This is a genomic window from Salinicola endophyticus, from assembly GCF_003206575.1.
GTDB classification, from domain to species: domain Bacteria; phylum Pseudomonadota; class Gammaproteobacteria; order Pseudomonadales; family Halomonadaceae; genus Salinicola; species Salinicola endophyticus.
This window is the reverse complement of sequence record NZ_PZJO01000001.1, coordinates 252,563-275,611: the sequence shown is the minus strand read 5'-3', so window position 1 is coordinate 275,611 and position 23,049 is coordinate 252,563. Positions and strand designations below refer to the sequence as shown.

General features: G+C 66.3%; 22 protein-coding genes. 15 read left to right on the top strand and 7 right to left on the bottom strand.

Features of this window, described 5'->3' with window-relative positions:
- Nucleotides 1-34: 34 nt before the first annotated feature.
- The 7 genes from DOM66_RS01205 to map all read right to left on the bottom strand — a co-directional run bounded on the left by DOM66_RS01205 (nt 35) and on the right by map (nt 7,801).
- Complete coding sequence (locus DOM66_RS01205; RefSeq protein ID WP_245392334.1) at nt 35-1,006, bottom strand: cation diffusion facilitator family transporter; 972 nt, start codon at nt 1,004-1,006, stop codon at nt 35-37.
- A 163-nt stretch (nt 1,007-1,169) separates the two neighbouring features.
- Nucleotides 1,170-1,562: a hypothetical protein gene (locus DOM66_RS01200; protein ID WP_110675178.1), complete on the bottom strand. Its 393-nt coding sequence runs from the start codon at nt 1,560-1,562 to the stop codon at nt 1,170-1,172.
- A gap of 7 nt (nt 1,563-1,569) precedes the next feature.
- Nucleotides 1,570-2,727, bottom strand: a complete 1,158-nt coding sequence (gene dapE, locus DOM66_RS01195; protein WP_110689016.1) for a succinyl-diaminopimelate desuccinylase — start codon at nt 2,725-2,727, stop codon at nt 1,570-1,572.
- A 16-nt stretch (nt 2,728-2,743) separates the two neighbouring features.
- Nucleotides 2,744-3,766 carry a 2,3,4,5-tetrahydropyridine-2,6-dicarboxylate N-succinyltransferase gene (gene dapD / locus DOM66_RS01190; RefSeq protein ID WP_110689015.1) on the bottom strand — a complete coding sequence of 341 codons (1,023 nt, stop codon included), beginning with the start codon at nt 3,764-3,766 and terminating at the stop codon, nt 2,744-2,746.
- Nucleotides 3,767-3,839: 73 nt separating this feature from the next.
- Entirely contained in the window at nt 3,840-4,187 is a 348-nt protein-coding gene (locus DOM66_RS01185) for an ArsC family reductase (RefSeq protein ID WP_110689014.1), read from the bottom strand.
- An 85-nt stretch (nt 4,188-4,272) separates the two neighbouring features.
- Complete coding sequence (locus tag DOM66_RS01180) at nt 4,273-6,945, bottom strand: [protein-PII] uridylyltransferase (RefSeq protein ID WP_110675174.1); 2,673 nt, start codon at nt 6,943-6,945, stop codon at nt 4,273-4,275.
- A gap of 64 nt (nt 6,946-7,009) precedes the next feature.
- Nucleotides 7,010-7,801 (bottom strand): type I methionyl aminopeptidase, encoded by a 792-nt coding sequence (map, locus tag DOM66_RS01175; protein ID WP_110689013.1) that lies wholly within the window; start codon nt 7,799-7,801, stop codon nt 7,010-7,012.
- Between the two features lie 389 nt (nt 7,802-8,190).
- Here map and rpsB point away from each other — a divergent pair, with 389 nt between their 5' ends.
- The 15 genes from rpsB to rnhB all read left to right on the top strand — a co-directional run bounded on the left by rpsB (nt 8,191) and on the right by rnhB (nt 23,036).
- Nucleotides 8,191-8,925, top strand: coding sequence for a 30S ribosomal protein S2 (gene rpsB / locus DOM66_RS01170; RefSeq protein WP_035472496.1), 735 nt, complete (start codon nt 8,191-8,193; stop codon nt 8,923-8,925).
- Nucleotides 8,926-9,091: 166 nt separating this feature from the next.
- Complete coding sequence (gene tsf / locus DOM66_RS01165) at nt 9,092-9,958, top strand: translation elongation factor Ts (RefSeq protein WP_110689012.1); 867 nt, start codon at nt 9,092-9,094, stop codon at nt 9,956-9,958.
- 159 nt (nt 9,959-10,117) lie between these two features.
- Nucleotides 10,118-10,864: a UMP kinase gene (gene pyrH, locus DOM66_RS01160; RefSeq protein WP_110675171.1), complete on the top strand. Its 747-nt coding sequence runs from the start codon at nt 10,118-10,120 to the stop codon at nt 10,862-10,864.
- 10 nt (nt 10,865-10,874) lie between these two features.
- On the top strand, nt 10,875-11,432 hold the full coding sequence (gene frr, locus DOM66_RS01155; RefSeq protein WP_106419449.1) for a ribosome recycling factor: 558 nt from the start codon (nt 10,875-10,877) through the stop codon (nt 11,430-11,432).
- A gap of 63 nt (nt 11,433-11,495) precedes the next feature.
- Entirely contained in the window at nt 11,496-12,257 is a 762-nt protein-coding gene (gene uppS, locus DOM66_RS01150; RefSeq protein ID WP_110689011.1) for a polyprenyl diphosphate synthase, read from the top strand.
- Nucleotides 12,250-13,050, top strand: coding sequence for a phosphatidate cytidylyltransferase (locus tag DOM66_RS01145; protein WP_110675320.1), 801 nt, complete (start codon nt 12,250-12,252; stop codon nt 13,048-13,050). The genes uppS and DOM66_RS01145 overlap by 8 nt, the downstream gene beginning before the upstream one ends.
- Nucleotides 13,051-13,056: 6 nt before the next feature.
- Nucleotides 13,057-14,256 carry a 1-deoxy-D-xylulose-5-phosphate reductoisomerase gene (ispC, locus tag DOM66_RS01140; protein WP_110675169.1) on the top strand — a complete coding sequence of 400 codons (1,200 nt, stop codon included), beginning with the start codon at nt 13,057-13,059 and terminating at the stop codon, nt 14,254-14,256.
- 28 nt (nt 14,257-14,284) lie between these two features.
- The gene (gene rseP, locus DOM66_RS01135) at nt 14,285-15,640 is read left to right on the top strand and encodes a sigma E protease regulator RseP (protein WP_110689010.1); all 1,356 of its coding nucleotides are present in this window, start codon (nt 14,285-14,287) and stop codon (nt 15,638-15,640) included.
- 148 nt (nt 15,641-15,788) lie between these two features.
- Nucleotides 15,789-18,125: an outer membrane protein assembly factor BamA gene (gene bamA / locus DOM66_RS01130; protein ID WP_232825184.1), complete on the top strand. Its 2,337-nt coding sequence runs from the start codon at nt 15,789-15,791 to the stop codon at nt 18,123-18,125.
- Nucleotides 18,126-18,328: 203 nt separating this feature from the next.
- Entirely contained in the window at nt 18,329-18,796 is a 468-nt protein-coding gene (locus tag DOM66_RS01125) for an OmpH family outer membrane protein (RefSeq protein WP_232825183.1), read from the top strand.
- A gap of 22 nt (nt 18,797-18,818) precedes the next feature.
- Nucleotides 18,819-19,859 (top strand): UDP-3-O-(3-hydroxymyristoyl)glucosamine N-acyltransferase, encoded by a 1,041-nt coding sequence (gene lpxD / locus DOM66_RS01120; RefSeq protein WP_110675166.1) that lies wholly within the window; start codon nt 18,819-18,821, stop codon nt 19,857-19,859.
- 149 nt (nt 19,860-20,008) lie between these two features.
- A complete protein-coding gene (gene fabZ / locus DOM66_RS01115) occupies nt 20,009-20,452 on the top strand; it encodes a 3-hydroxyacyl-ACP dehydratase FabZ (RefSeq protein ID WP_110675165.1) in 444 nt (147 codons plus the stop codon).
- Nucleotides 20,449-21,216: an acyl-ACP--UDP-N-acetylglucosamine O-acyltransferase gene (gene lpxA / locus DOM66_RS01110; protein ID WP_110675164.1), complete on the top strand. Its 768-nt coding sequence runs from the start codon at nt 20,449-20,451 to the stop codon at nt 21,214-21,216. The genes fabZ and lpxA overlap by 4 nt, the downstream gene beginning before the upstream one ends.
- Nucleotides 21,217-21,232: 16 nt before the next feature.
- Nucleotides 21,233-22,399 (top strand): lipid-A-disaccharide synthase, encoded by a 1,167-nt coding sequence (gene lpxB, locus DOM66_RS01105; RefSeq protein ID WP_110675163.1) that lies wholly within the window; start codon nt 21,233-21,235, stop codon nt 22,397-22,399.
- Nucleotides 22,400-22,409: 10 nt separating this feature from the next.
- Nucleotides 22,410-23,036 carry a ribonuclease HII gene (gene rnhB / locus DOM66_RS01100; protein WP_110675162.1) on the top strand — a complete coding sequence of 209 codons (627 nt, stop codon included), beginning with the start codon at nt 22,410-22,412 and terminating at the stop codon, nt 23,034-23,036.
- Nucleotides 23,037-23,049: the final 13 nt, after the last annotated feature.

Below are 23,049 nucleotides of genomic sequence, written 5' to 3'. Positions count from 1 at the left end.
GCGGAGGGGTACGGCCCGGCGTGACGCCGCGGTATCAGCCGGCAGGGGCGGGCATCTCGCCACCGCCGCCGCCGGGCTTGTTCTCTTGCGCTCTGTTGTCCACCCCGGCGCGCGCCTCGGCCTCGACGAAGATGCGCTTGACCGCGTCATGGCGCTGCTTGATCTTGCGGTCGAGCTCGACAATGGTGCGTTCGATCTGCTCCGCCCGGGCGTTACGCGCGAAACGCACGCTCAGATTGACCAGGACGAAGTCCGGGCCCATGTGCATGGTCAGCACCTCGTTGACCTGCTCGATCCCTTCGGCGTCACGCGAAAGCTGGCGAATGTCGTCGACCACATGGCGGTTGGCCGCTTCGCCGATCAGTAGCCCCTTGGTCTCCATCGCCAGCCAGATCGCGGTGCCGCCGAGAATCAACCCGATGACCACCGAGGCGATGCCATCGAAGATGGCCAGCCCGGTCCACTGACTGAGGCCGATCCCGGCCATGGCGACCAGCAGGCCGAGCAGGGCGGCGGAGTCCTCGAACACTACCACGAACATCGACGGGTCCTTGCCGCGGTGGACCGCTTCGAGATAGCCCCACTTGCCCTTGGTCTTGCGAAAGGCGTGGAGCGCGAAGGCCCAGGAGGCGCCCTCGAAGAGAATGCCGAGGCCCAGGACGATGTAGTTGATCAGCGGGGATTCGATCGGCTCGGGGTGAATAATGTGCACCACCCCTTCGTAGAGCGAGACCCCGGAGCCCACCGCAAAGATCAGCAGCGCGACCACGAAGCTCCAGAAGTAGACCTCCTTGCCATGGCCGAACGGGAACTGCTCGCTGGGTGGCCGCTTGGCCCGCTGCATGCCGAGCAGCAGTAGGATCTGGTTGCCGGTGTCGACCACCGAGTGAATGCCTTCGGAGAGCATGGCCGAGCTGCCGGTGATGGCGGCGGCGACGAACTTTGTCACGGCGATGGCGAGGTTGCCGCCCATGGCCGCGAAGATGACCGCTTTGGATTCTGCCACGCGGGACCTCCTTGTCCTGATGTGGCCCGGTTATTGATGGGCCTGAACGCGAATGGGGCGCCGTCGCCGAGGTCACCGCTACGGGCGGGCCCGTGCGGCGCCATGGCGACAGCGCAGTGTGCGCAGTATAGAGGATGCCCGCGGCCCGGGACGGGCCTTGGGCTCACTGGCCGGGGTCGGGCCAGTCGATGGTGCCTTCCTGGCCTTCGGGCAGCACCTGCCAGAAACGGTCCGGGTCGTCGCCCGGCTGCCAGCCGCCGAGCGAACAGCGCGCTTCGCAGCCGAGCTGGGCCGCGGCGTCCCGGGCGCAATCGGTGTCGCGGGGCCAGGGCGTGGCGTCGCAGTCGAACCACAGGCTGGCGAAGTGATCGGCGGCGCGCTCCACCAGCATGATGTTGATCGGGCGCGCCTCGCGTGTCGCCTTGCCGCGCCAGATGCCCTTGCCGCTGCGTGCAAGCGTCAGGGCGTCGTCGTCCAGCGCCTCGCGCAGCCAGGCGGTGATGGCGTCGACGTCGGCCTGGGCCAGGTAGATCTCGATGTCGGGAAAACGCTGCATGGCTTCCTCAGGTGAACAGCCGCACCAGCGTCGCTTCATAGACGCGGCTCAGGATATCGAGGTCTTCGGCACGGATGCGTTCGTTGACCTGGTGGATGGTGGCGTTGACCGGGCCCAGTTCGATCACCTGGGTGCCCAGGGTGGCGATGAAGCGCCCGTCGGAAGTGCCCCCCGAGGTGGAGAGCGTCGGGGTGATGCCGGCTTCCTGTTCGCAGGCCGCCCGTGCGGCTTCGAGCAGCAGGCCGCCGGGGGTGAGGAAGGGCTTGCCGTTGAGCGTCCACTCCAACTGGTAGTCGAGGCCGTGGGCGTCGAGCAGGGCGGCGACGCGCTCGCGCAGTCCGGCCTGGGTGACCTCGGTGGAGTAGCGGAAGTTGAAGGTCACCTCCAGCTCTCCGGGCACCACGTTGGTCGCGCCGGTGCCGGCATGCAGGTTGGAGATCTGGAAACTGGTGGCGGGGAAGAACTCGTTGCCCGTGTCCCAGTGCTCGTCGACCAGTGCCTGCAGTGCCGCCAGCGCCTGATGGATCGGGTTGCGCGCCAGGTGCGGGTAGGCCACATGGCCTTGAATGCCGTGCACCCGCAGCAGGCCACCGAGGGAGCCGCGCCGGCCGTTCTTGATCACGTCACCCAGGGTGCGGGTCGAGGAGGGCTCGCCGACGATGCAGTAGTCGAGCGGTTCGGCGCGTTCGCGCAGACGCTCGACCACGGCCCGCGTGCCGTGGATCGCCGGACCCTCCTCGTCGGCGGTGATCAGAAAGGCGATACGTCCGGCGTGGTCGGGGTGGTCGGCGACGAAGCGCTCCACCGCGGTGACCATCGCCGCCAGGCTGCCCTTCATGTCGGCGGCACCGCGGCCGCACAGGAAGCCCTCGGCATCGATGCGTGGAGCGAACGGCGGATACTGCCAGGCGCCCTCCGGACCGCTGGGCACCACGTCGGTGTGGCCGGCGAAGGCCAGCACCGGGCCGTGCTGGCCGCGGGTAGCCCAGAAGTTGTCGATACCGCCGATGGTCATGCGCTCGACGTTGAAGCCGAGCCGCGCCAGGCGCTCGATCATCAGCGCCTGGCAGCCGTGGTCGTCCGGCGTGACCGACGGCCGCGCGAGCAGCTCGAGGGCCAGGGCCTGGGTGGCAGAGGGCGCGGTCGTCGATGGTGCGTCAGACATGGTGGCTCCGGCCGGATCAGTTATGGGCGTGCAGGGCTTCGTTGAGTGCCACGGCACTCTTGTTGGTCCGGCACTCCAGGCGCCCGCTCACCGAGTGGCGTACGAACAGCAGATCGCTCTGACCGGCGAGTTCGCGTGCGGCCACGGTCTCTACCGCCTCGCCCTGATCGTCGAGCACGGTCACCTTGGCGCCGGCGGTGACATAGAGCCCGGCCTCGATGGTGCAGCGGTCGCCGAGCGGGATGCCGAGGCCGGCATTGGCGCCGATCAGGCAGTTCTCGCCGATGCTGATGACCACGTTGCCGCCGCCGGAGAGGGTGCCCATGGTGGAGCAGCCGGCACCCAGGTCGGACCCCTTGCCGACGAATACGCCGGCGGAGATGCGGCCTTCGATCATGCCCGGCCCTTCGGCCCCGGCGTTGAAGTTGCAGAAGCCCTCGTGCATCACCGTGACACCCTCGCCCAGATAGGCGCCCAGGCGCACCCTCGCCGTGTCGCCGATGCGGATGCCCTTGGGCACCACGTAGTCGGTCATCTTGGGGAACTTGTCGACGCAGTCGACCGAGAGCGGGCGGCCGGCCAGGCGTGCCTGGAGACGGCGGGCGGGCAGCTCCTCGACATCAATGGCGCCTTCGCTGGTCCAGGCGACGTTCTTGAGCAGGCCGAACATGCCGTCGAGCTGGATCCCGTGCGGCTTGACCAGGCGGTGCGAGAGCAGATGCAGCTTGAGATAGACCTCGGGCACGCTCGCCGGCGCGTGGTCCTCTGCCAGGAACACCGCGACCAGCGGCCGCTGGGCCGTGGCGAACGCCTCGGCGACCTCCGCCTGCTCGGGTGCGCCGGCATCCCGCAGTGCCTGGGCCAGTTCGGCGCAATGCTCGGGCAGGAAGCTCACCACTTCATCCTCGCCGCCCTTCAGTGCCTGACGCGCGGCGCTGACCACGGCCTCGGCAGGCTGGTAGAGCGGTGCCGGGTAGTAGACCTCGAGCCAGTCGCCCTGGGTGTTCTGGGTGCCGGTTCCTAGTGCGAAGCTCAGCATCGCGAAATCCTCTTGATCATGAAGGCGGTGAGTGGGGTTGTGAGAGTGGCGATATCGGGTGGTATGGCGGCTGTCACGACCCCAGGGCGGCGTAGCGTGCCGAGTCGAAGCCGACGATCAGCCTCTCGTCCTGGGCCAGCAGCGGACGCTTGATCAGCGTGGGGTGGGCCAGCATCAGCTCGCGTGCTCGCACCGCGTCGACGTTCTGCTTGTCGCTATCGTCGAGCCCGCGCCAGGTGGTGCTGCGGGTGTTGAGCAGCGTCTGCCAGTCGGCCGCGGTGAGCAGGCGATCGAGCAGCTCGGCATCCAGGCCATCCTCGCGCAGGTCGTGATAGCGGTATTCGATGCCCTGGTCGGCGAGCTGGCGCCGCGCCTTGCGGCAGGTATCGCAGGTCTTGATGCCATACAGGGTGGTGGTCATGGTCGCCGGCCGCTCGCAGTGTCGCAAAGCCGCCGATTATAGGCGCCCCGGCACCACGGCTCAAACCGGGTCGTCATGACCCGGGTCAGACGTCGAGCGCCTCGCACAGGCGCTCGCGCAGGCGGCGCTGGGCTTCGGGGTCGGTCAGTTGGCGGCCCTGCTTGTCGGTAATGAAGAAGACGTCCTCGACGCGTTCGCCCAGGGTGGCGATCTTGGCCGCCGACAGCGCGATGTTCTGCTCCATGAAGATGCGCCCGACCCGCGCCAGCAGGCCTGGTCGGTCGGGGGCGATCAGCTCCAGCGAGGTGCGCTCGTTGGCCGGGTCCTGCTCGATGATCACCTCGATCGGCACCTTGAAGTGCTTGAGCTGGCGCGGCGTGTGACGGCTGACGATCTGCGGGTAGTCGTCGGGGTCGTCGAGCTCCTCCACCAGATAGCGGCGCACCTCCTCGAGTCGCGCCGGATCGCGGATCGCATCGCCGTCGTCGTCGAGCAGAATGAAGGTGTTGAGCGTCCAGTCGTCGCTGGAGGTGGCGATGCGTGCGTCGTGGATCGATAGCCCCAGCTGCTCCATCGCCGCGGCGGTGGCGGCGAACAGGTCGTCCACCGAGCGTGTGTGAATGAAGATCTTGGTGCCGCCTTCCGTCATGTCGGCGCTGGGGGCGCTGACCAGGATCAGCGGCAGCGCTTCCTGATGGGCGAGGATGCCCTGGGTCTGCCAGGCGATCTCGCTGGCGGTGTACTGCAGGAAGTAGTCCTCGCCGAAGGTCTGCCACAGCGCCTCGACCCGCTCGCTGTCGGCGCCGATGGCGCGCAGCAGGCCGAGCGCCTCCTCACGGGTTTCGCTGACCCAGCCCTGGCGGTCGATCGTGTTGTCGAGCCCGCGCCGCAGCACTCGCCGGGTCTCGGTGTAGAGCTGGCGCATCAGCGAGGCACGCCAGCCGTTCCACAGCGAGGGGTTGGTGGCGCTGATGTCGGCCACGGTGAGCACGTAGAGATAGTCGAGATGAACTTCGTCGCGCACGGTGCGGGCGAAGGCGTGGATCACGTCGGGGTCGGAGATGTCACGCTTCTGCGCGGTCTTCGACATCAGCAGATGGTGCTCTACCAGCCACGCCACCAGGCGCGTGTCCCAGGGCGACAGGTCATGGCGGGTGGCGAAGTCGGCGGCATCCACCGCGCCCAGTTGGGAGTGGTCACCGCCGCGGCCCTTGCCGATGTCGTGATAGAGCCCGGCGATCCACAGCAGCTCGAGCTTGGGCAGCTTCTGGATCACCTCGATGGCGACGCTGTACTCGTCACTGTCGCGGGCCTCGCGGAAGCGCTGCAGAAAGCTCAGCAGGCGCAGGGTATGGGCATCGACGGTATAGATGTGGAACAGGTCGTGCTGCATCAGCCCCACCGCCTCGCCGAACTCGGGCAGATATTTGCCCAGCACGCCGTAACGGTTCATCCGCGTCAATTGGGTGGGGACGTCGCCGCCGCTGCGCAGCAGCTCCATGAACAGGCTCTGGTGGCGCAGGTCCTGACGGAAGGCGTCGTCGATCAGGTGGCGATGGTCGCGGATCTGGCGGATGGTGTCGGCACGCACGCCCTCGATCTCGGGGTGCTGGGCCATCACCAGGAACAGCTCGAGCAGCGCCCCCGGGCGGCGCACGAAGACGTTGGGGTGGCGCAGCTGGATATAGCCGCCCTTGGTCTCGAAGCGTGGGTTGATCGGCTTCACCTCGAGCGCTTCACCGGCGCGCAGGATCACTTCGTCGAAGTGCTGCAGCAGCATGTCGTTGAGGCCGGCCAGGGCGGTGACGTGGCGGTAGTAAGCCTTCATGAACTGCTCCACCGCCAGCCGCTCGCGGGTGTCGACATAGCCGAACAGCGCTGCCAGGGCGCGCTGATGGTCGAACAGCAGGCGATCCTCGGCGCGCCCGGTGAGCATGTGCAGGGCGTAGCGCACCTGCCACAGGAAGGCCTGACCCTGGCTCAGGATGCGCAGCTCGGCATCGTTCATGAAGCCCTGGGCGACCACGTCCTCGTAGCGCAGCGGGCCGAAGTGGCGCTTGGCGACCCAGCCGATCATCTGGATGTCGCGCAGCCCGCCCGGGGCGCTCTTGATATTGGGCTCGAGGTGATACTCGGAGTTGTTGTGCTTGTAGTGGCGGCTGATCTGCTCCTGCCACTTGCCCTCGAAGAACGCCGCCGACGACCACATGTGGCGCGCCGACAGACGCTCGCGCATGGCCCCGCGCAGCCGCTCGGGGCCGGCCAGGGTGCGGGTCTCGAGCAGGTTGGTGATGACCGTGATATCGGCGCGGGCCTCGCGCTCGCAGTCGTTGAGCGAGCGCACGCTCTGGCCGATCTCCAGGCCGATGTCCCATAGAAAGGTGATGAAGCCGGTCAGCGACTCGCGATAGGGGGTGTCGTCGTCGTGCTCGAGCAGCAGCAGCAGGTCGATGTCGGAGTAGGGGTGCAGCTCGCCGCGGCCATAGCCGCCCACCGCGAGCAGGGCGATGCCGTCGTCGGGCCAGTCGAAGCGTTCCCAGGCCACCTCGAGCAGCCGGTCCAGGCACCAGGCGCGGCCGTGAACCAGGTCGCGGATATCGCTGCCCTGGCGGAAGCGCGCATCGAGACGTTGGTGGAGAGTCGCCAGGGCCTGCTTGAACGCCGGGATGGGCTGGCGCTCACGGGCGAGCTCGGCACGGAACGCGGCGACGTCGAACAGGGACTCGTCGGGCTGGAACCGGTAGTGATGCAGCAGCATGAACGCGAGCGCTCCCGATCAATGAAGGGGGTCGCCAGGCGACCCCCGGGCGGGCAGGGGCCGGTCAGGCGGAGAGGAAACTCAGGTCTTCGTCGGCGCGGGCGGTGAGCACCTCGACGCCCGTGTCGGTGACCAGCAGGGTGTGCTCCCACTGTGCCGACAGGCTCTTGTCCTTGGTCACTGCGGTCCAGCCGTCACGCAGCACCTTGGTGCGATAGCCACCGGCGTTGAGCATCGGCTCGATGGTCAGGCACATGCCGGGCGCCAGCTCGGCGTCGGCCTCGGGCGCATAGCCGTCATAGTGCAGCACCTGAGGCTCCTCGTGGAAGCCGGCGCCGATGCCGTGGCCGCAGAAGTCACGCACCACCGAATAGCCGAAGCCTTCGGCGTGGGCCTGGATCACCCGGGCGATGGTGGAGAGGCGCACACCCGGGCGCACCTCGGCCATGGCCTTGTAGAGGCACTCCTGGGTCACTCGGCAGAGGCGCTCGCCCTGGATCGTCTCGCCGATCACGAACATCACACTGCTGTCGCCGTGATAGCCGTCGGCGGTCTTCACGGTGATGTCGATGTTCATGATGTCGCCATGCTTTAGCTTCTTGTCGAAATCGGGGATGCCATGGCAGACGACGTGGTTGAGAGAGGTGCAGATCGACTTGGGGAAGCCGTGGTAGTTGAGCGGTGCCGGGGTCGAGCCGAGTTCCTTGACGATGAAGTCGTGGCACAGGCGGTCGAGCTCGCCGGTGGAGACGCCGGCGACGACGTGGGGGGTGATCATGTCGAACACGGCGGCGGCCTGACGGCCGGCTTCGCGCATTTTTTCGATTTCGTCGGGTGTCTTGCGTGGAATGTTCATGCGCTCTCGCAGCGGAGTTCGGTGGGTGTCGCAGGCCGTGGTGAAGAGACGACGGAGACGGCGTCGAGGCAGTGGCTTCGACGACCGGCGACTTCATCTTGCGTGGGTTCTATGGTATAAAGCCGCGCGCTCGACTGCAATTCCCGTCCTGACGCGGCACGAGATAGAAGATGCCTCATGCCCCAGGGACGCGAAGCGACCCCACTGCCTATAAGGCGAGTGCGGTACGTGCGGTCGACGCGACAGTGGCGGTGAACGCACTCGTCTGGGGGCGTCACCGGAAAAAACACACACGCACCGACACATGGTCCCGGGTGCCGTGACGGCAACGCCGAACGGTCGGATCCATGGGGTGTGTGGAGGCCCAACCCGATTCTTCAGGAGTCACCATGGCACAAGTCAACATGCGCGACCTGCTCAAGGCAGGTGCACACTTCGGTCACCAGACCCGTTACTGGAACCCGAAGATGGGTCAGTACATCTTTGGCGCGCGTAACAAGATTCACATCATCAACCTCGAACATACCCTGCCGGCGCTGCTCGAAGCCACTGGCGTGGTCGAGAAGATGGCCGCTTCCAACAACAAGATCCTGTTCGTCGGTACCAAGCGTTCCGCCAGCAAGATCATCAAGGAAGAGGCGAATCGTGTCGGTCAGCCGTTCGTCAACCACCGCTGGCTGGGCGGCATGCTGACGAACTACAAGACCATCCGTCAGTCGATCAAGCGTCTGCGTGAACTCGAGACCATGCGTGAAGATGGCACCTTCGAGAAGCTGACCAAGAAAGAGGTCCTGATGGCGACCCGCGAGCAGGAGAAGCTCGAGCGTTCCATCGGCGGTATCAAGGAGATGGGTGGCCTGCCCGACGCGCTGTTCGTGATCGATGTCGACCACGAGCGCATCGCGATCAACGAAGCCAACAAGCTGGGCATCCCGGTCATCGGTGTGGTCGACACCAACTCCAACCCGGACGGCGTCGACTACGTCATCCCGGGTAACGACGACTCCATCCGCGCGATCCAGATCTACGTGCAGGCGATCGCCGATGCCTGCGCCAAGGCGAAGGAAGGTCGTCCGGACGAGTTCGTCGAAGTCAGCGAGACCAGCGACGCCGCGGCCGAGTAACGCCGCAGGCATCGCGTCTGCGTTGAGCGTGCTCCCGCAGGGCGGTCACCGGATCGCCGACATCAGCGCAGACACAGGGGGCTATCGAGCCCCCTTTTTACACCCGCAGCGGTGCCCCCGCGGGCGCCGTTCGTCAGACGAAACAGCGATTCTCAGAGGGACTCACATGGCAGCTATCAGCGCTTCTCTAGTCAAGGAACTGCGTGAGCGTACCGGTCTCGGCATGATGGAGTGCAAGAAGGCACTCACCGAAGCCGAGGGCGACATCGAGCGTGCGATCGAAGATCTGCGCAAGAACTCTGGCCTCAAGGCAGCCAAGAAGGCCGGCCGTACCGCCGCCGAAGGCGCCATCCTCACCCGTGTGGCCGCCGACGGCAGCTACGGTGCGATGCTCGAAGTCAACTCCGAGACCGACTTCGTGTCCCGCGACGATAACTTCAAGAGCTTCGCCGACAAGGTGCTGGCCAAGGTGTTCGAGGCCAAGTCCGAAGACATCGCCGCGATCATGGACGGTGAGCTGGAAGACGCCCGCAACCAGCTGGTGCAGAAGATCGGCGAGAACATCTCCGTGCGCCGCGCGGTGATCGTCGACGCGCCGGAAGGTGGCGTGGTCGGTGCCTACGTCCACGGCGACCGTATCGGTGTGCTGACCGTGCTCAAGGGTGGCAACGCCGAGGTGGCCAAGGACATCGCCATGCACGTGGCCGCGATCAACCCGGTCGTCGCCCGTCCGGAAGAGATGCCGCAGGAGCAGCTCGACCAGGAAAAAGCGATCATCCTGGCGCAGCCGGACATGGCCGGCAAGCCGAGCGAAATCGCCGAGAAGATGGTCCAGGGCCGTCTGAAGAAGTACCTGGCCGAGAACAGCCTGACCGAGCAGCCGTTCGTCAAGGACCCGAACCAGTCCGTGGCCGAATACGCCAAGACTGCTGGCGGCGAAGTCGTCGGCTTCACGCGCTTCGAGGTCGGCGAGGGCATCGAGAAGGAAGAGGTCGATTTCGCCAAGGAAGTCATGGAACAGGCTCGCCGCTGAGCCCCATGCTTTCTGTCGGGAGCGGTGGTCGCCAGGCGTCCGCTCATGCTCCCTGTGATGGCGTGCGCGAGAGCGCACGCCTTCGCGTATCCGCTGGATGAGAATCGCGCTCCTCCATCGGTCCTGCCGACACGCCCCGCAATCACCAGGAGAGACCCCATGTCCGACGTCGTCGATCGCTCGAACAAGCCCACCGAAAAGTCGAAGTACAAGCGCATCCTGCTCAAGCTTTCCGGCGAGGCGCTGACCGGAGAGCAGGAGTTCGGTATCGATCCCAAGGTGCTCGACCGCATGGCACTGGAGATCGGCCAGCTGGTGGGGATCGGCGTACAGGTGGGCATGGTGATCGGCGGCGGCAACCTGTTCCGCGGCGCGGCACTGCATGCCGCCGGCATGGAGCGGGTCACCGGCGACCATATGGGGATGCTGGCGACGGTGATGAACGCGCTGGCGATGCGTGATGCGCTGGAGCGCTCCAACATCCGCTCGCGGGTGATGTCGGCGATTCCCATGAGCGGCGTGGTCGAGCACTACGATCGCCGCACCGCGATTCGCTATCTCACCTCCGGCGACGTGGTGATCTTCTCCGCGGGCACCGGTAACCCCTTCTTCACCACCGACTCCGCTGCCTGTCTGCGTGGCATCGAGATCGATGCCAACGTGGTGGTCAAGGCCACCAAGGTCGACGGCGTCTACGACAAGGATCCGGTCAAGCACCCGGATGCCATCAAGTACGAGCGCCTGGGGTATGATGACGTCCTCGACCAGAAGCTCGGTGTGATGGATTTGACCGCCATCTGTCTGGTGCGTGACCATGACATGCCGGTTCGCGTCTTCGACATGACCAAGCCTGGCGCGCTGTTGAATCTGGTGGTCGGTGGACGAGAAGGCACGCTGATTGATTGAGGTTTAGGACATGATCGACGATATCAAGAAAGACGCCGAAGGGCGCATGAAGAAGAGCCTGGAGTCGCTCCAGACCAACTTCCACAAGATTCGTACCGGGCGCGCCCACCCCAGCATTCTGGATGCGGTGATGGTCGAGTACTACGGCAGCGACGTGCCGCTCAATCAGGTCGCCAACGTCAACGTCGAGGACGCGCGTACGCTCGCCGTCACGCCGTGGGAACGCACCATGGTGCAGAAGATCGAGAAGGCGATCATGACTTCCGATCTGGGCTTGAATCCGGCCACTGCGGGTACTGTCATCCGCGTGCCGATGCCGCCGCTGACCGAAGAGACGCGCCGCAACTACATCAAGCAGGCCCGCGCCGAGGCCGAGAACGCCCGCGTGGCGGTGCGTAACGTGCGCCGCGACGCCAACAGCGACCTCAAGTCCCTGCTCAAGGACAAGGAGATCACCGAGGACGACGAGCGTCGCGGTGAAGAGGAGGTCCAGAAGCTGACAGACAAGTACGTCAGCGAGATCGACAAGCTTCTGGAAACCAAGGAACACGACCTGATGCAGGTGTAAGGTTCGACGGCGGCACGGGCATGAGGCGCGTGTCGCCGCCGCCCATCCGGCTTGCGAGATATCATGACAGACATGCAGTCGCGTGACGCTTTAGCGACGTCGTCGGTGCCTCGCCATGTGGCGATCATCATGGACGGCAACAATCGCTGGGCGCGCGCCCGGGGGCTCTCCAGTGCGCAGGGACATCGCGCTGGGGTCGAGTCGTTGCGCAGTGTGATCCGCCGGGCGGCGGAGCTCGGCATCGGCACCCTCACACTGTTCGCCTTCTCCAGCGAGAACTGGCGCCGGCCCTCGGCCGAAGTCAGTGCCTTGATGGAGCTCTTCATGCTCGTGCTCAAGCGCGAGGTCAAGAAGCTCGACGACAACGGCATCCGGCTGTCGATCATCGGCGACCGCCGGCGCTTCTCCAGTTCGCTGCAGAAGCAGATGGCGCGTGCCGAGGCGCAGACCCGTGACAATCCGGGATTGCACTTGGTGGTGGCGGCCAACTACGGCGGCCGCTGGGACATCGCCCAGGCCTCGCGCCGGCTGGCCCGGCGGGTGGCTGACGGCGAGCTGGCCCCGGAAGAGATCGACGAGACGCTGCTCGATAGCGAAATCTGCCTGGCTGGCGAGCCGGCGGTGGATCTGTGCATCCGTACCAGCGGCGAGCAGCGCATCTCCAACTTCCTGCTGTGGCAGCTGGCCTACGCTGAACTGGTGTTTTCGCCGCAGCTATGGCCCGATTTCGACGCCGCCGCGTTCGATGCCGCGCTGGGTGATTTTCGCCAGCGCCAGCGCCGCTTCGGCATGAGCCAACAGCAAGTCGAGGCGAATGGTGCTTAGGCAACGGATTCTCACCGCACTGATACTGGCGCCGCTGGCGCTGGCTGGCCTGTTCGGACTCGACGGCGGCGCCTTCGCGCTGTTCACCGCCCTGGTGCTGCTGCTCGGCGCCTGGGAGTGGGCACGTCTCGCTGGCTTCGCCGCTACCGCTCCGCGCCTGGCCTACACGGCCGCGCTGGCGCTGCTGCTGCTGCTGGCGTGGTTTGCCGGCTGGGCATCCGCCCACTGGCCACTCTGGCTGGGCGTGCTCGGCTGGTTGGCCAATGCCCGCTGGGTCATCCGCTATCCCGATGCCACCCAGGAGTGGCAGCGCCCCGGCGTGCGTCTGGCGATGGGAGTGTGGGTACTGTTCCCGTGCTGGGTCGGTTTCTATCAGCTGCGCCAGGAGGGCAGTGAGTGGCTGCTGTTCGTGCTGCTGCTGGTGTGGCTGGCGGATATCGGCGCCTACTTCTCCGGACGCCGCTTCGGTCGTCGCAAGTTGGCCCGGCACGTCAGCCCCGGCAAATCCTGGGAAGGGGTCTACGGCGGCTGGGTGGCGGTGGCGCTGCTGGCGCTCGCCTACGCGCTGTGGCTGCCCTTCGATCTGGGGCAGGCCCTAGGGCTTTTGTTGCTGGCACTGCTGGTGGCAATGGTCTCGGTGGTGGGCGATCTGTTCGAGAGCATGCTCAAGCGCTTCAGTGGCCTCAAGGACTCCAGCCATCTGCTCCCCGGGCATGGCGGTATCCTCGATCGCATCGACAGCCTGACAGCGGCAGTGCCGCTGTTCGCGCTGATTAGCCCCTGGCTGGGATAACCCCGCATGACCGTATCCTCCCCCCTGAAGGTCAGCGTGCTCGGCGCGACCGGCTCCATCGGGCGCAGCACCCTGGACGTGCTGGCGCGTCATCCCGAGCGCTACCGGCTGCACGCGGTGACTGCTCAGCGCTCCCGCGAGGCGCTGCGCGACCTGTGTCTGGCGTGGTCGCCGGCGCGTGCGGTGATCGGCAGCGCCGCGGACGCCGAGTGGCTGCGCGCCGAACTGGGCGCTGCCGGCCATGTCGCCACCGAGGTGAGCAGCGGCGAGCAGGCGCTGATCGAGGTCGCCGGTGATCCCGATGCCGACGTGGTAATGGCGGCGATCGTCGGCGCCGCGGGACTGCTGCCGACGCTGGCGGCGGTGGAGGCGGGCAAGCGCGTGCTGCTCGCCAACAAGGAAGCGCTGGTGATGTCCGGCAGTCTGTTCATGCAGGCGGTGGCGCGCGCCGGGGCGACACTTTTACCGATCGATTCGGAACATAATGCGATCTATCAGTGTCTTCCTATGCAGCATCGCGGCGGGCTCGAGCGCCTTGGCGTCTCGCGCCTGCTGCTGACCGCCTCCGGTGGCCCTTTCCGCGAGTGGGCCAGTGCCGACCTGGCCGAGGTGACGCCGGCCCAGGCTTGCGCTCACCCCAACTGGTCGATGGGGCAGAAGATTTCGGTCGACAGTGCCACCCTGATGAACAAGGGGCTGGAACTGATCGAGGCGTGCTGGTTGTTCGATGCCACCCCGGCCCAGGTCGAGGTGGTGGTGCACCCCCAGAGCATCGTTCATTCGATGGTGGGCTACAGCGACGGCTCGGTGCTGGCGCAGTTGGGGAATCCCGACATGCGTACGCCGATCGCCTACGGACTGGCCTGGCCCGAGCGTATCGATGCCGGGGTCGCAGCGCTCGATCTGTTCACGGTCGGGCGGCTCGACTTCGAGCCGCCCGACGAGCAGCGCTTTCCCTGCCTGCGCCTGGCGCGCCAGGCGATGGCGGCGGGCGGCACCGCGCCGGCGGTGCTCAACGCCGCCAACGAGGTCGCAGTGCAGGCGTTTCTCGCCGGCCGGCTGTCGTTTCCGGGGATCGCCAGGGTGGTGGCGGCGACCCTCGAGGCGCTCGAGGTGCACGCGGCCGATTCGCTCGACGTGATAATGTGCGAGGATGCACGCGCCCGGCGTACCGCCGAGGCGCTGCTGCAACAACGATCCGGCTGACCGGATCCTTCTAGAGGGGGCGGGCGTGATGGATGCGCTCCAGAATGTGCTGGCCGTCATCGTCGTGCTCGGCCTGTTGATCACCTTTCACGAGTTCGGCCACTTCTGGGTCGCGCGTCGCTGCGGGGTCAAGGTGCTGCGCTTTTCGGTCGGTTTCGGCAAGCCGCTGTGGTCGCGCCGCGATCGCCATGGCACCGAGTTCGCGCTGGCCGCGATTCCGCTCGGCGGCTACGTCAAGATGCTCGACGAGCGCGAGGGGCCGGTGGACCCGGCCGAGCGCGAGCACGCCTTCAATCGCAAGAGCGTGTGGGCGCGGATCGCTATCGTCGCCGCCGGCCCGATCGCCAATCTGCTGCTGGCGGTGGTCGCCTACTGGGCGCTGTTCGTCTACGGCACGACCACGGTGGCACCGGTGGTGGGCGAGGTGGTGCCCGGGTCGCCGGCGGCCGAGGGCGGGCTGCGTCAGGGCCAGGAGATCGTCAGCGTGCAGGGCGAGTCGACGCCCTCCTGGAACGACGTCAATCTGCAGCTGATTGCGGCGATCGGCGCCGATGGGGCGCTGAGCGTGACCACCCGTGAACGCGCCGAAGGCCCGACCCATGTCCATCGCGTGCCGGTCAGCGGCTGGCTGGTGCGCCAGGATCCGCCGCAGCCGCTGGCCACCCTCGGCGTGGTGCCGTTCCGGCCCACCGCGCCGGCGGTGCTGGGGCAGGTGCTCGAGAACGGCCCGGCGGCCAAGGCCGGGCTCCAGGCCGGCGACCGCCTACTGCGCGTCGACGGGCATGAGCTCGACGACTGGACGGGCTTCGTCGACGCGGTGCGCGCACACCCGGGCCGGCCGCTGCAGGTGACCCTGTCGCGGGGTGGCGAGACGCGCACCCTGACCCTCACCCCGGCGGTTCGCGAGGGTGAGGATGGCGAGCGCATCGGCTATGTCGGCGCGGCTTCCGAGCGCGTCACCTGGCCGGCGGAGTATCGCCGTGAGATTCGTTACGGGCCACTGGCCGCGGTCGGTCAGGCGCTCGAGAAGACCGGCGAGATGACCTGGCTCACTGCCGATTCGATCCGCAAGATGGTAGTGGGCTGGATTTCGCCCTCGAATCTCTCCGGGCCGATCACCATCGCGCGTATCGCCGGCGACTCGGCGCGCAGCGGGGTCGAGACCTTCGTCGGCTTCCTCGCCTACCTGTCGATCAGCCTGGGGGTGCTCAACCTGCTGCCGATCCCGGTGCTCGATGGCGGTCATCTGGTCTACTACCTGATCGAGCTGGTGCGCGGGCGGCCGGTGTCGGAGAATGCCCAGGCCATGGGGCTCAAGATCGGCGTGGCGCTGGTCGGCTGTCTGATGGTAATGGCCCTCTATTTCGATCTGATGCGGCTCTAGCAGGCAGGGCTGTGCCCGCCGAGGGATGACGACGGGCGGCGAAGGAAAGACCTCGGTGATCGGCGGGCCTGGCCTTGTCAGTCACTGGGGGAAATGTATAAGGTGCCTGTTCGATACGCGGGCGGACCCCAGAGAAGCGACTGATTGCATGAAACTCAAGACCATCGGATTGGCAGGACTGTTGCTGGCCAGCTCGCCTGTGGCGCTGGCTGCACCATTCGAGATTTCGGATATTCGCGTGGAGGGGCTGCAGCGCGTTTCGGCGGCATCGGTATTCAACGCCTTTCCCGTCAGCGCCGACCAGCGGGTCGACGATCAGCAACTGGGCGACGCCGCGCAGAAACTGTTCCAGACCGGGCTTTTCGACGACATCCGTCTCTCGCGCGACGGCGACGTCCTGATCATCAACGTGGTCGAGCGTCCCTCGATCGCCGAGATCAACATCGAGGGCAACTCGCAGATATCCGACGACGACCTGCGCAAGGGGCTGCGTGACGCCGGCATCGCCGAAGGGCAGGTGCTGCAGCGCTCCACTCTCGAGGAGATGCAGCGCGAACTCGAGCGCCTCTATCAGTCTCAGGGCCGTTACAGCTCCAACATCGAGACCTCGGTCGAGCAGCTCGAGCGCAACCGCGTACGCGTCAATATCAATATCAACGAGGGTGAAGTCGCCAAGATTCGCCAGATCAACGTGGTCGGCAATCAGGCCTACGACGACGATACCCTGCGCGATCTGTTCAAGCTGGAGGACAAGCCGGGCTGGTTCTTCGGCTGGTTCTCCGACGACAAGTACTCCCGCGAGGCGCTCTCCGGTGACCTGGAGACGCTGCGCTCCTGGTATCTCGATCGCGGCTACGTCAACTTCCGCATCACCTCGACCCAGGTCTCGATCAGCCCCGACAAGTCGCGCATCTTCGTTACCATCAACGTCGACGAGGGCAAGCGCTACAAGCTCGACCAGATCCGTTTCGACGGCGATCTCAAGATGGACGAGTCGGTGGCGCGCTCGCTGGTGACCGCCAAGCCCGGCGAGTATTTCTCCCAGAGCAAGCTCACCGCCTCCTCCGAGGCGCTGCGCCAGAAGCTCGGCGCCGAGGGCTTCGCCTTCGCCGACATCAAGGCGGTGCCCACGGTGCACGAGAGCAGCGACACCGTCGACGTGACCTTCCGCGTCGATCCGGGCCGTCGCGCCTACGTGCGTCGGATCAACTTCGAGGGCAACACCACCACCCAGGACGAGGTGCTGCGCCGCGAGATGGTGCAGATGGAAGGGGCGCCGGCCTCCACCGACCAGATCTCGCAGTCGCGTCAGCGGCTCGAGCGGCTCGGTTTCTTCAAGCAGGTCGACGTCGACACCCGTCCGGTCGCCGGCGAGCCGGACCAGCTCGATGTCACCTACAACGTCCAGGAGCAGCCCTCCGGGTCGATTTCGGCCAGCGTCGGCTTCTCCCAGAGCGCCGGGGTGATCTATGGCGCGGCACTGGCCCAGAACAACTTCCTGGGGACCGGCAACCGCGTCAACATCGGCGCCCAGCGCAGTGACACCTTCACCAATATCAACTTCGGCTATACCGATCCGTACTGGACGCTGGATGGTATCTCGCGCGGCTACAACGTCTTCTACCGCGAGACCAACTACGAAGACTCCGACATCTCGACCTACTCCACCGACTCCTACGGCGGCAACATCAACTTCGGCTATCCGATCAACGATCTGTCGCGGTTGAACTTCGGTGTCGGCCTCGAAAGTCTGTCGATCGATACCTACGACGACACCCCGGCCGAGATCGTGCAGTACGTCGATGACCAGGGTTCGGACTTCCTCAACTACAAGCTGACCGCGAGCTGGACCCGCAACAACCTGAACCGGGGCATCATGCCCACCGCGGGCAGCTATCAGCGCGTCTCGCTGGAGACCGCGGTGCCCGGCTCCGACGCCGAGTACTACAAGCTGCGCTATCGTGGCCAGAAACTGTTCGAGCTCAACCCGGACTGGTCGCTCAAGTTCAGCAGCAACCTGGGCTACGCCGACACTCTGGGCTCCAACGACCCCTATCCGTTCTACGAGAACTTCTACGCCGGCGGCCTGGGCTCGGTGCGCGGTTACACCGGCAACACGCTGGGACCGAAGACCACCAAGCGCGGCAATGGCGATGACGATACCCTGGGCGGCAACGTGCTGGTCGAGGGCTCGGCGGAGCTGATCTACCCGTTCCCGTGGGTCGAAGATCGGCGCTCGCTGCAGACCAGTATCTTCCTGGACGGGGGCAACACCTTCCTGACCGACTGCTACGACGTGCCCGAGGGCATGACCTCCAGCTGCAAGAGCGGCGTCGACCTGGGCGATCTGCGCTACAGCGTCGGCCTGGGGCTCTCCTGGCTGACGCCGGTGGGGCCGCTGACCTTCAGCGTGGCCAAGCCGCTCAACGAGAAGGATGGCGACGACCCGCAGGTATTCCAGTTCTCGCTGGGTCAGACCTTCTGACGGGAGGCTTTCGCCGATCGACGCCCCCGGTGGCGCCCCGTAACGGGCGCCGCCAGGGGGCAGGGCGACTCCCGCGAAGCGCCACGGCAGTCTCTGCCGGGGCGAGATGTACCAAGCTCCACTCATCAAGCTCCATTCATCGAGAGCGTAGGCTCAAGGAGGCGCGGATGCGCAAGGTAATAGGTGCCCTCGGGCTAGGGCTCATGACGATGGTTTCCCTGCCGGCGATGGCCACCGACGTTGGCGTGCTCGACTGGCGCCAGGCGCTGATGTCCTCACAGTCGGCACAGGCATCGATGAACCAGCTGAAGAATCGCATCGGGCCGCAGCAGAAGCAGGCCGAGGCGCTCGGTCAGCAGCTGCAGCAGCTGCAGGAGAAGCTGCAGAAGAACGGTGACGTGATGTCCGAGTCCGAGCGCAACTCGGTGACGCAGCAGCTGCGTCAGAAGGGCAGCCAGTTCCAGCAGCTGCGCGGCCAGATCGCCCAGGCTCAGCAGCAGGCCGAACAGCAGTATCTGAAGAGCGCCAAGCCCAAGCTCGACCAGGCAATCCAGCGTGTGGTCAAGCAGCGTGGGCTCGACATGGTCGTGGATCGCGACGCGGTGGTCTACTCCGGCGACAGCCTGGACATCACCAACGAAGTGACCAAGATCTTCAACTCACTCAACTGACGATCGAGAACGGCCCCCGTTCATGAAGAGTGCTGCCCCCGCTTCCTACACGCTCGGCGAACTCGCCGAGCGCATCGAGGCTCGTCTGGTCGGTGATCCCGACCTCCGCGTCAGCGGCCTGGCGACCCTGACCGATGCCGCTCCGGGCGATCTGGCGTTTCTCGCCAATCGCGCCTATCTCAAGTATCTGGCCGATACCCGGGCCAGTGCGGTGCTGGTGCACCCGGCCCACGGCGAGACCTGCCCGTGCCCGCGCCTGGAGCTCGACAATCCCTATCTGGGCTACGCGAAGCTGTCGCGGCTGTTCGACCCGCTGACCAACCGCGACCCGCAGGGCGTCCACCCCAGCGCGGTGGTCTCCCCCGATGCGGTGATCGGGGCGCGGGTCGAGATCGGCGCGCACTGCGTGATCGAGGCCGGGGTCGAGATCGCCGATGACTGCGTGATCGGTGCCGGCAGCTTCATCGGTGCCGACACTACCCTGGGCCAGGGCTCGCGTCTGCACGCCAATGTCACCCTCTATCACGGCGTCAGCGTGGGACAGCGGGCGATTCTCCACAGCGGCTGCGTGATCGGCGGCGATGGCTTCGGCTTCGCCCACGACGGCGCCCACTGGGAGAAGATCGCTCAGCTCGGTGGAGTGTGTCTGGGGGACGACGTCGAGGTGGGCAGCTGTTCGAGCATCGACCGCGGCGCGCTGGGTGACACCCTGATCGGTAACGGGGTCAAGATCGACTCCCAGGTGCAGATCGCCCACAACGTGCAGATCGGCGATCACAGCGCGCTGGCCGGTTGTGTCGGCATCGCCGGCTCGACCAAGGTCGGCCGTCACTGTCTGCTGGGCGGCGGGGTGGGGCTCTCGGGCCATCTGACCCTGGCCGACGGGGTCCAGGTGACGGGCATGAGTCTGGTCACCAATTCGATTCTCGAGCCGGGTGTCTACTCCTCCGGCACGGGCTCGATGTCGAATAGTCAGTGGCGCAAGAACGCGGTACGCTTCAAGCAGTTGGACGAGATCGCCAAGCGTCTGACACGACTCGAGCGTGGCCGACGCGATGCGTGAACGGGGGCAGAACGGCAACCGGCGCGGGGGTGAAAGACTGGCAGCCATGTAGTGCGCCTGTATAATGCCCGCCCACATGGGTGAACGCCGCTTTACCTCCGTGTGCCTGCCTTTATGGCAGGCATTTCGTTATTTCAGAGGTCGTATTGATGATAATGGACATCAACCAGATTCGTGAGTATCTACCGCATCGTTATCCGTTTCTGCTGGTAGATCGCGTGATGGAGATCACGCTGGGCGAATCGATCGTGGCGTACAAGAACGTCAGCATCAACGAACCCTTCTTCAACGGCCACTTCCCCCATCATCCGATCATGCCGGGTGTGCTGATCATCGAGGCGCTGGCCCAGGCCTGCGGTATCCTCGGCTTCAAGACGGTCAACAAGTTGCCCGCCGACGGTTACGTCTACTACCTCGTGGGCAGCGACAACATGCGCTTCAAGCGCCCGGTGATGCCGGGCGACCAGCTCAAGCTCGAAGCCGACGTGATCAAGGGCAAGCGCGGCATCTGGAAGTTCGCCTGTCGCGCCAGCGTCGACGGCGAGCTGGCCTGCGAGGGCGAAATCATCTGTGCCGAGAGGAAAATCGCTTGATTCATCCCACCGCCATCGTCGATCCCTCTGCGCGTCTGGCCGCTGACGTCGAGGTCGGCCCGTACAGTGTGATCGGTCCCGATGTCGAGATCGATGCGGGCTGCGTGATCGGCCCGCACGTGGTGATCAAGGGGCCGACACGCCTGGGCCAGCGCAATCGCATCTTCCAGTTCGCCTCCGTGGGCGAGGAGTGCCAGGACAAGAAGTACGCCGGTGAACCCACCCGCCTGGAGGTGGGTGACGACAACGTCATCCGCGAGAGCGTGACCATCCACCGTGGCACGATGCAGGATCGTGGCGTCACCACCATCGGCAGCCGCAATCTGTTCATGGCCTACTCCCACGTCGGCCACGACTGCCTGATCGGCGACGACTGCATCCTGGCCAACCAGGCCACCCTGGCCGGCCACGTCACCCTGGGGAACCACTCCATCCTGGGCGGGCTGTCGGCGATCCACCAGTTCTGCCACATGGGCGAGCACGCCATGGTCGGCGGTTGCTCGGCGATCACCAAGGATATCCCGGCCTTCATCATGGTCAGCGGCAATCCGGCCGCGCCCCACGGGCTCAATTCGATCGGACTCAAGCGCCGTGGCTTCTCCGCCGAGGCGATCAAGGCCCTCGGTGAGGGGTACCGGCTGGTCTACCGCAAGGGGCTGACCCTGGAGCAGGCGATCGCCGAGATCGAGAGCCGCTTCGCGCTCGAGGAGACCCAGCGCTTCGTCGATTCGCTCAAGGTCTCCCAGCGCGGCATCATCCGCTAGCCGGTCCGGGGGCAGGATGCGTGTCTATCTGGTGGCCGGCGAACTCTCCGGCGACATCCTCGGTGCCGGGCTGATGCAGGCGCTGCGTCAGCGCCGCCCCGACGTCGAGTTCCGCGGCATCGGCGGCCCGCGCATGCAGGCCCAGGGGCTCGAGTCCCTCTATCCGCTGGAGACTCTGTCGGTGATGGGGCTGGTCGAGGTGCTCAAGCACCTGCCGGGGCTGATCAAGGTGCGCCGCCATCTGAAGCGCGATGCACTCGCCTGGCGGCCCGACGTGATGATCGGCATCGACGCCCCGGACTTCAATCTCGGCCTCGAGCTTCAGCTGCGCCAACGCGGCATCCGCACCGCCCACTATGTCAGCCCCTCGGTCTGGGCCTGGCGTCAGGGCCGGGTCAAGAAGATCGCGCGGGCGGTCGATGCCATGCTCACCTTTCTGCCGTTCGAGGCCGCGTTCTACGCCGAGCATCGGGTGCCGGTGGCCTATGTCGGCCATCCGCTGGCCGACGAGCTGCCGCTGGTCAACGATCGCGGCGCCGCGCGCGAGGCGCTGGGGCTCGACCCGGTCACGCCGACCCTGGCGCTGCTGCCTGGTTCGCGCAGCAACGAGGTGCGCTTCCAGGGCGAGATCTTCCTGCGCGCCGCCGCCGCGTTGCGCGAGCGCTTGGGTGAGTTGCAGGTGGTGATCCCCGCGGCCTCGCCGCAGCGTCGGCGCGAGCTCGAGGCACTGCTCGAACGTTTTCCGCCGCTGGCCGACCGGGTCACGCTCTGCGATGGCCGCTCGCGCGAGGCGATGACCGCCGCCGACGCGGTGCTGCTGACGTCGGGCACCGCGGCGCTGGAGACCATGCTGTGTCACCGTGCCATGGTGGTCGCCTATCGCATGGCGCCGGCCACTTACTGGCTGGCTCAGCGGTTGGTCAAGACACGCTGGATCTCGCTGCCCAATCTGATCGCCCAGGAGGGGCTGGTGCCGGAGCTGATTCAGGACGCGGTCGATGCCGAGCGCCTGGTCGAGACACTGACGCCCTGGTTCGAGGAGAGTGCCCGGCGTGAGGCGCTGGAGACGCGCTTCGCCGAGCTGCATGCCGGACTGCAACGCGGTGCCAGCGAGCGCGCCGCCAGTGCGGTGCTCGAACTGGTCGAGCAGGGTGCGCTCAGCGTCACCGCCACCTCCGCCTGAGAGACCAGCCATGCCCGCCAAGCGCGCCCCCCGGACCTATCCCGAACTGGTGATCGACTACCATGGCGAGCGTCTCGCCGGCGTCGACGAAGTCGGTCGCGGCCCGCTGGTGGGCGCGGTGGTGGCGGCCGCGGTGATCCTCGATCCGGCGCGCCCCATCGATGGGCTGACCGACTCCAAGCGGTTGAGTGCGGCCCGTCGCGAGGCGCTGGATCTACGCATCCGCGAGCAGGCGCTGGCGTTCGCGGTGGCCGAGGCCTCGCCGGAGGAGATCGACCAGCTCAATATCTATCACGCCACGCATCTGGCGATGCGCCGCGCCATCGATGCGCTGCCGCTGGCGGCGGAGTATCTGCTGGTCGACGGCAACCGCCTGCCGGGCCACGTCTGTCCGGGGCAGGCGGTGGTCAAGGGCGATCTGCGCCACCCCGCGATCAGCGCCGCGTCGATTCTGGCCAAGGTGGCACGCGACGCCCAGATGACCGAGCTGGATGCGCGTCATCCCGAGTATGGCTTCGCCCGCCACAAGGGCTACCCCACCCGCGAGCACCTGGATGCGCTCGTCCGCTGGGGGCCGCTCGCGGCGCATCGGCGCTCGTTCGCCCCGGTACGCGAGCAGCTGGCACTGTTCTCCTGACCCTTGGCCGGTC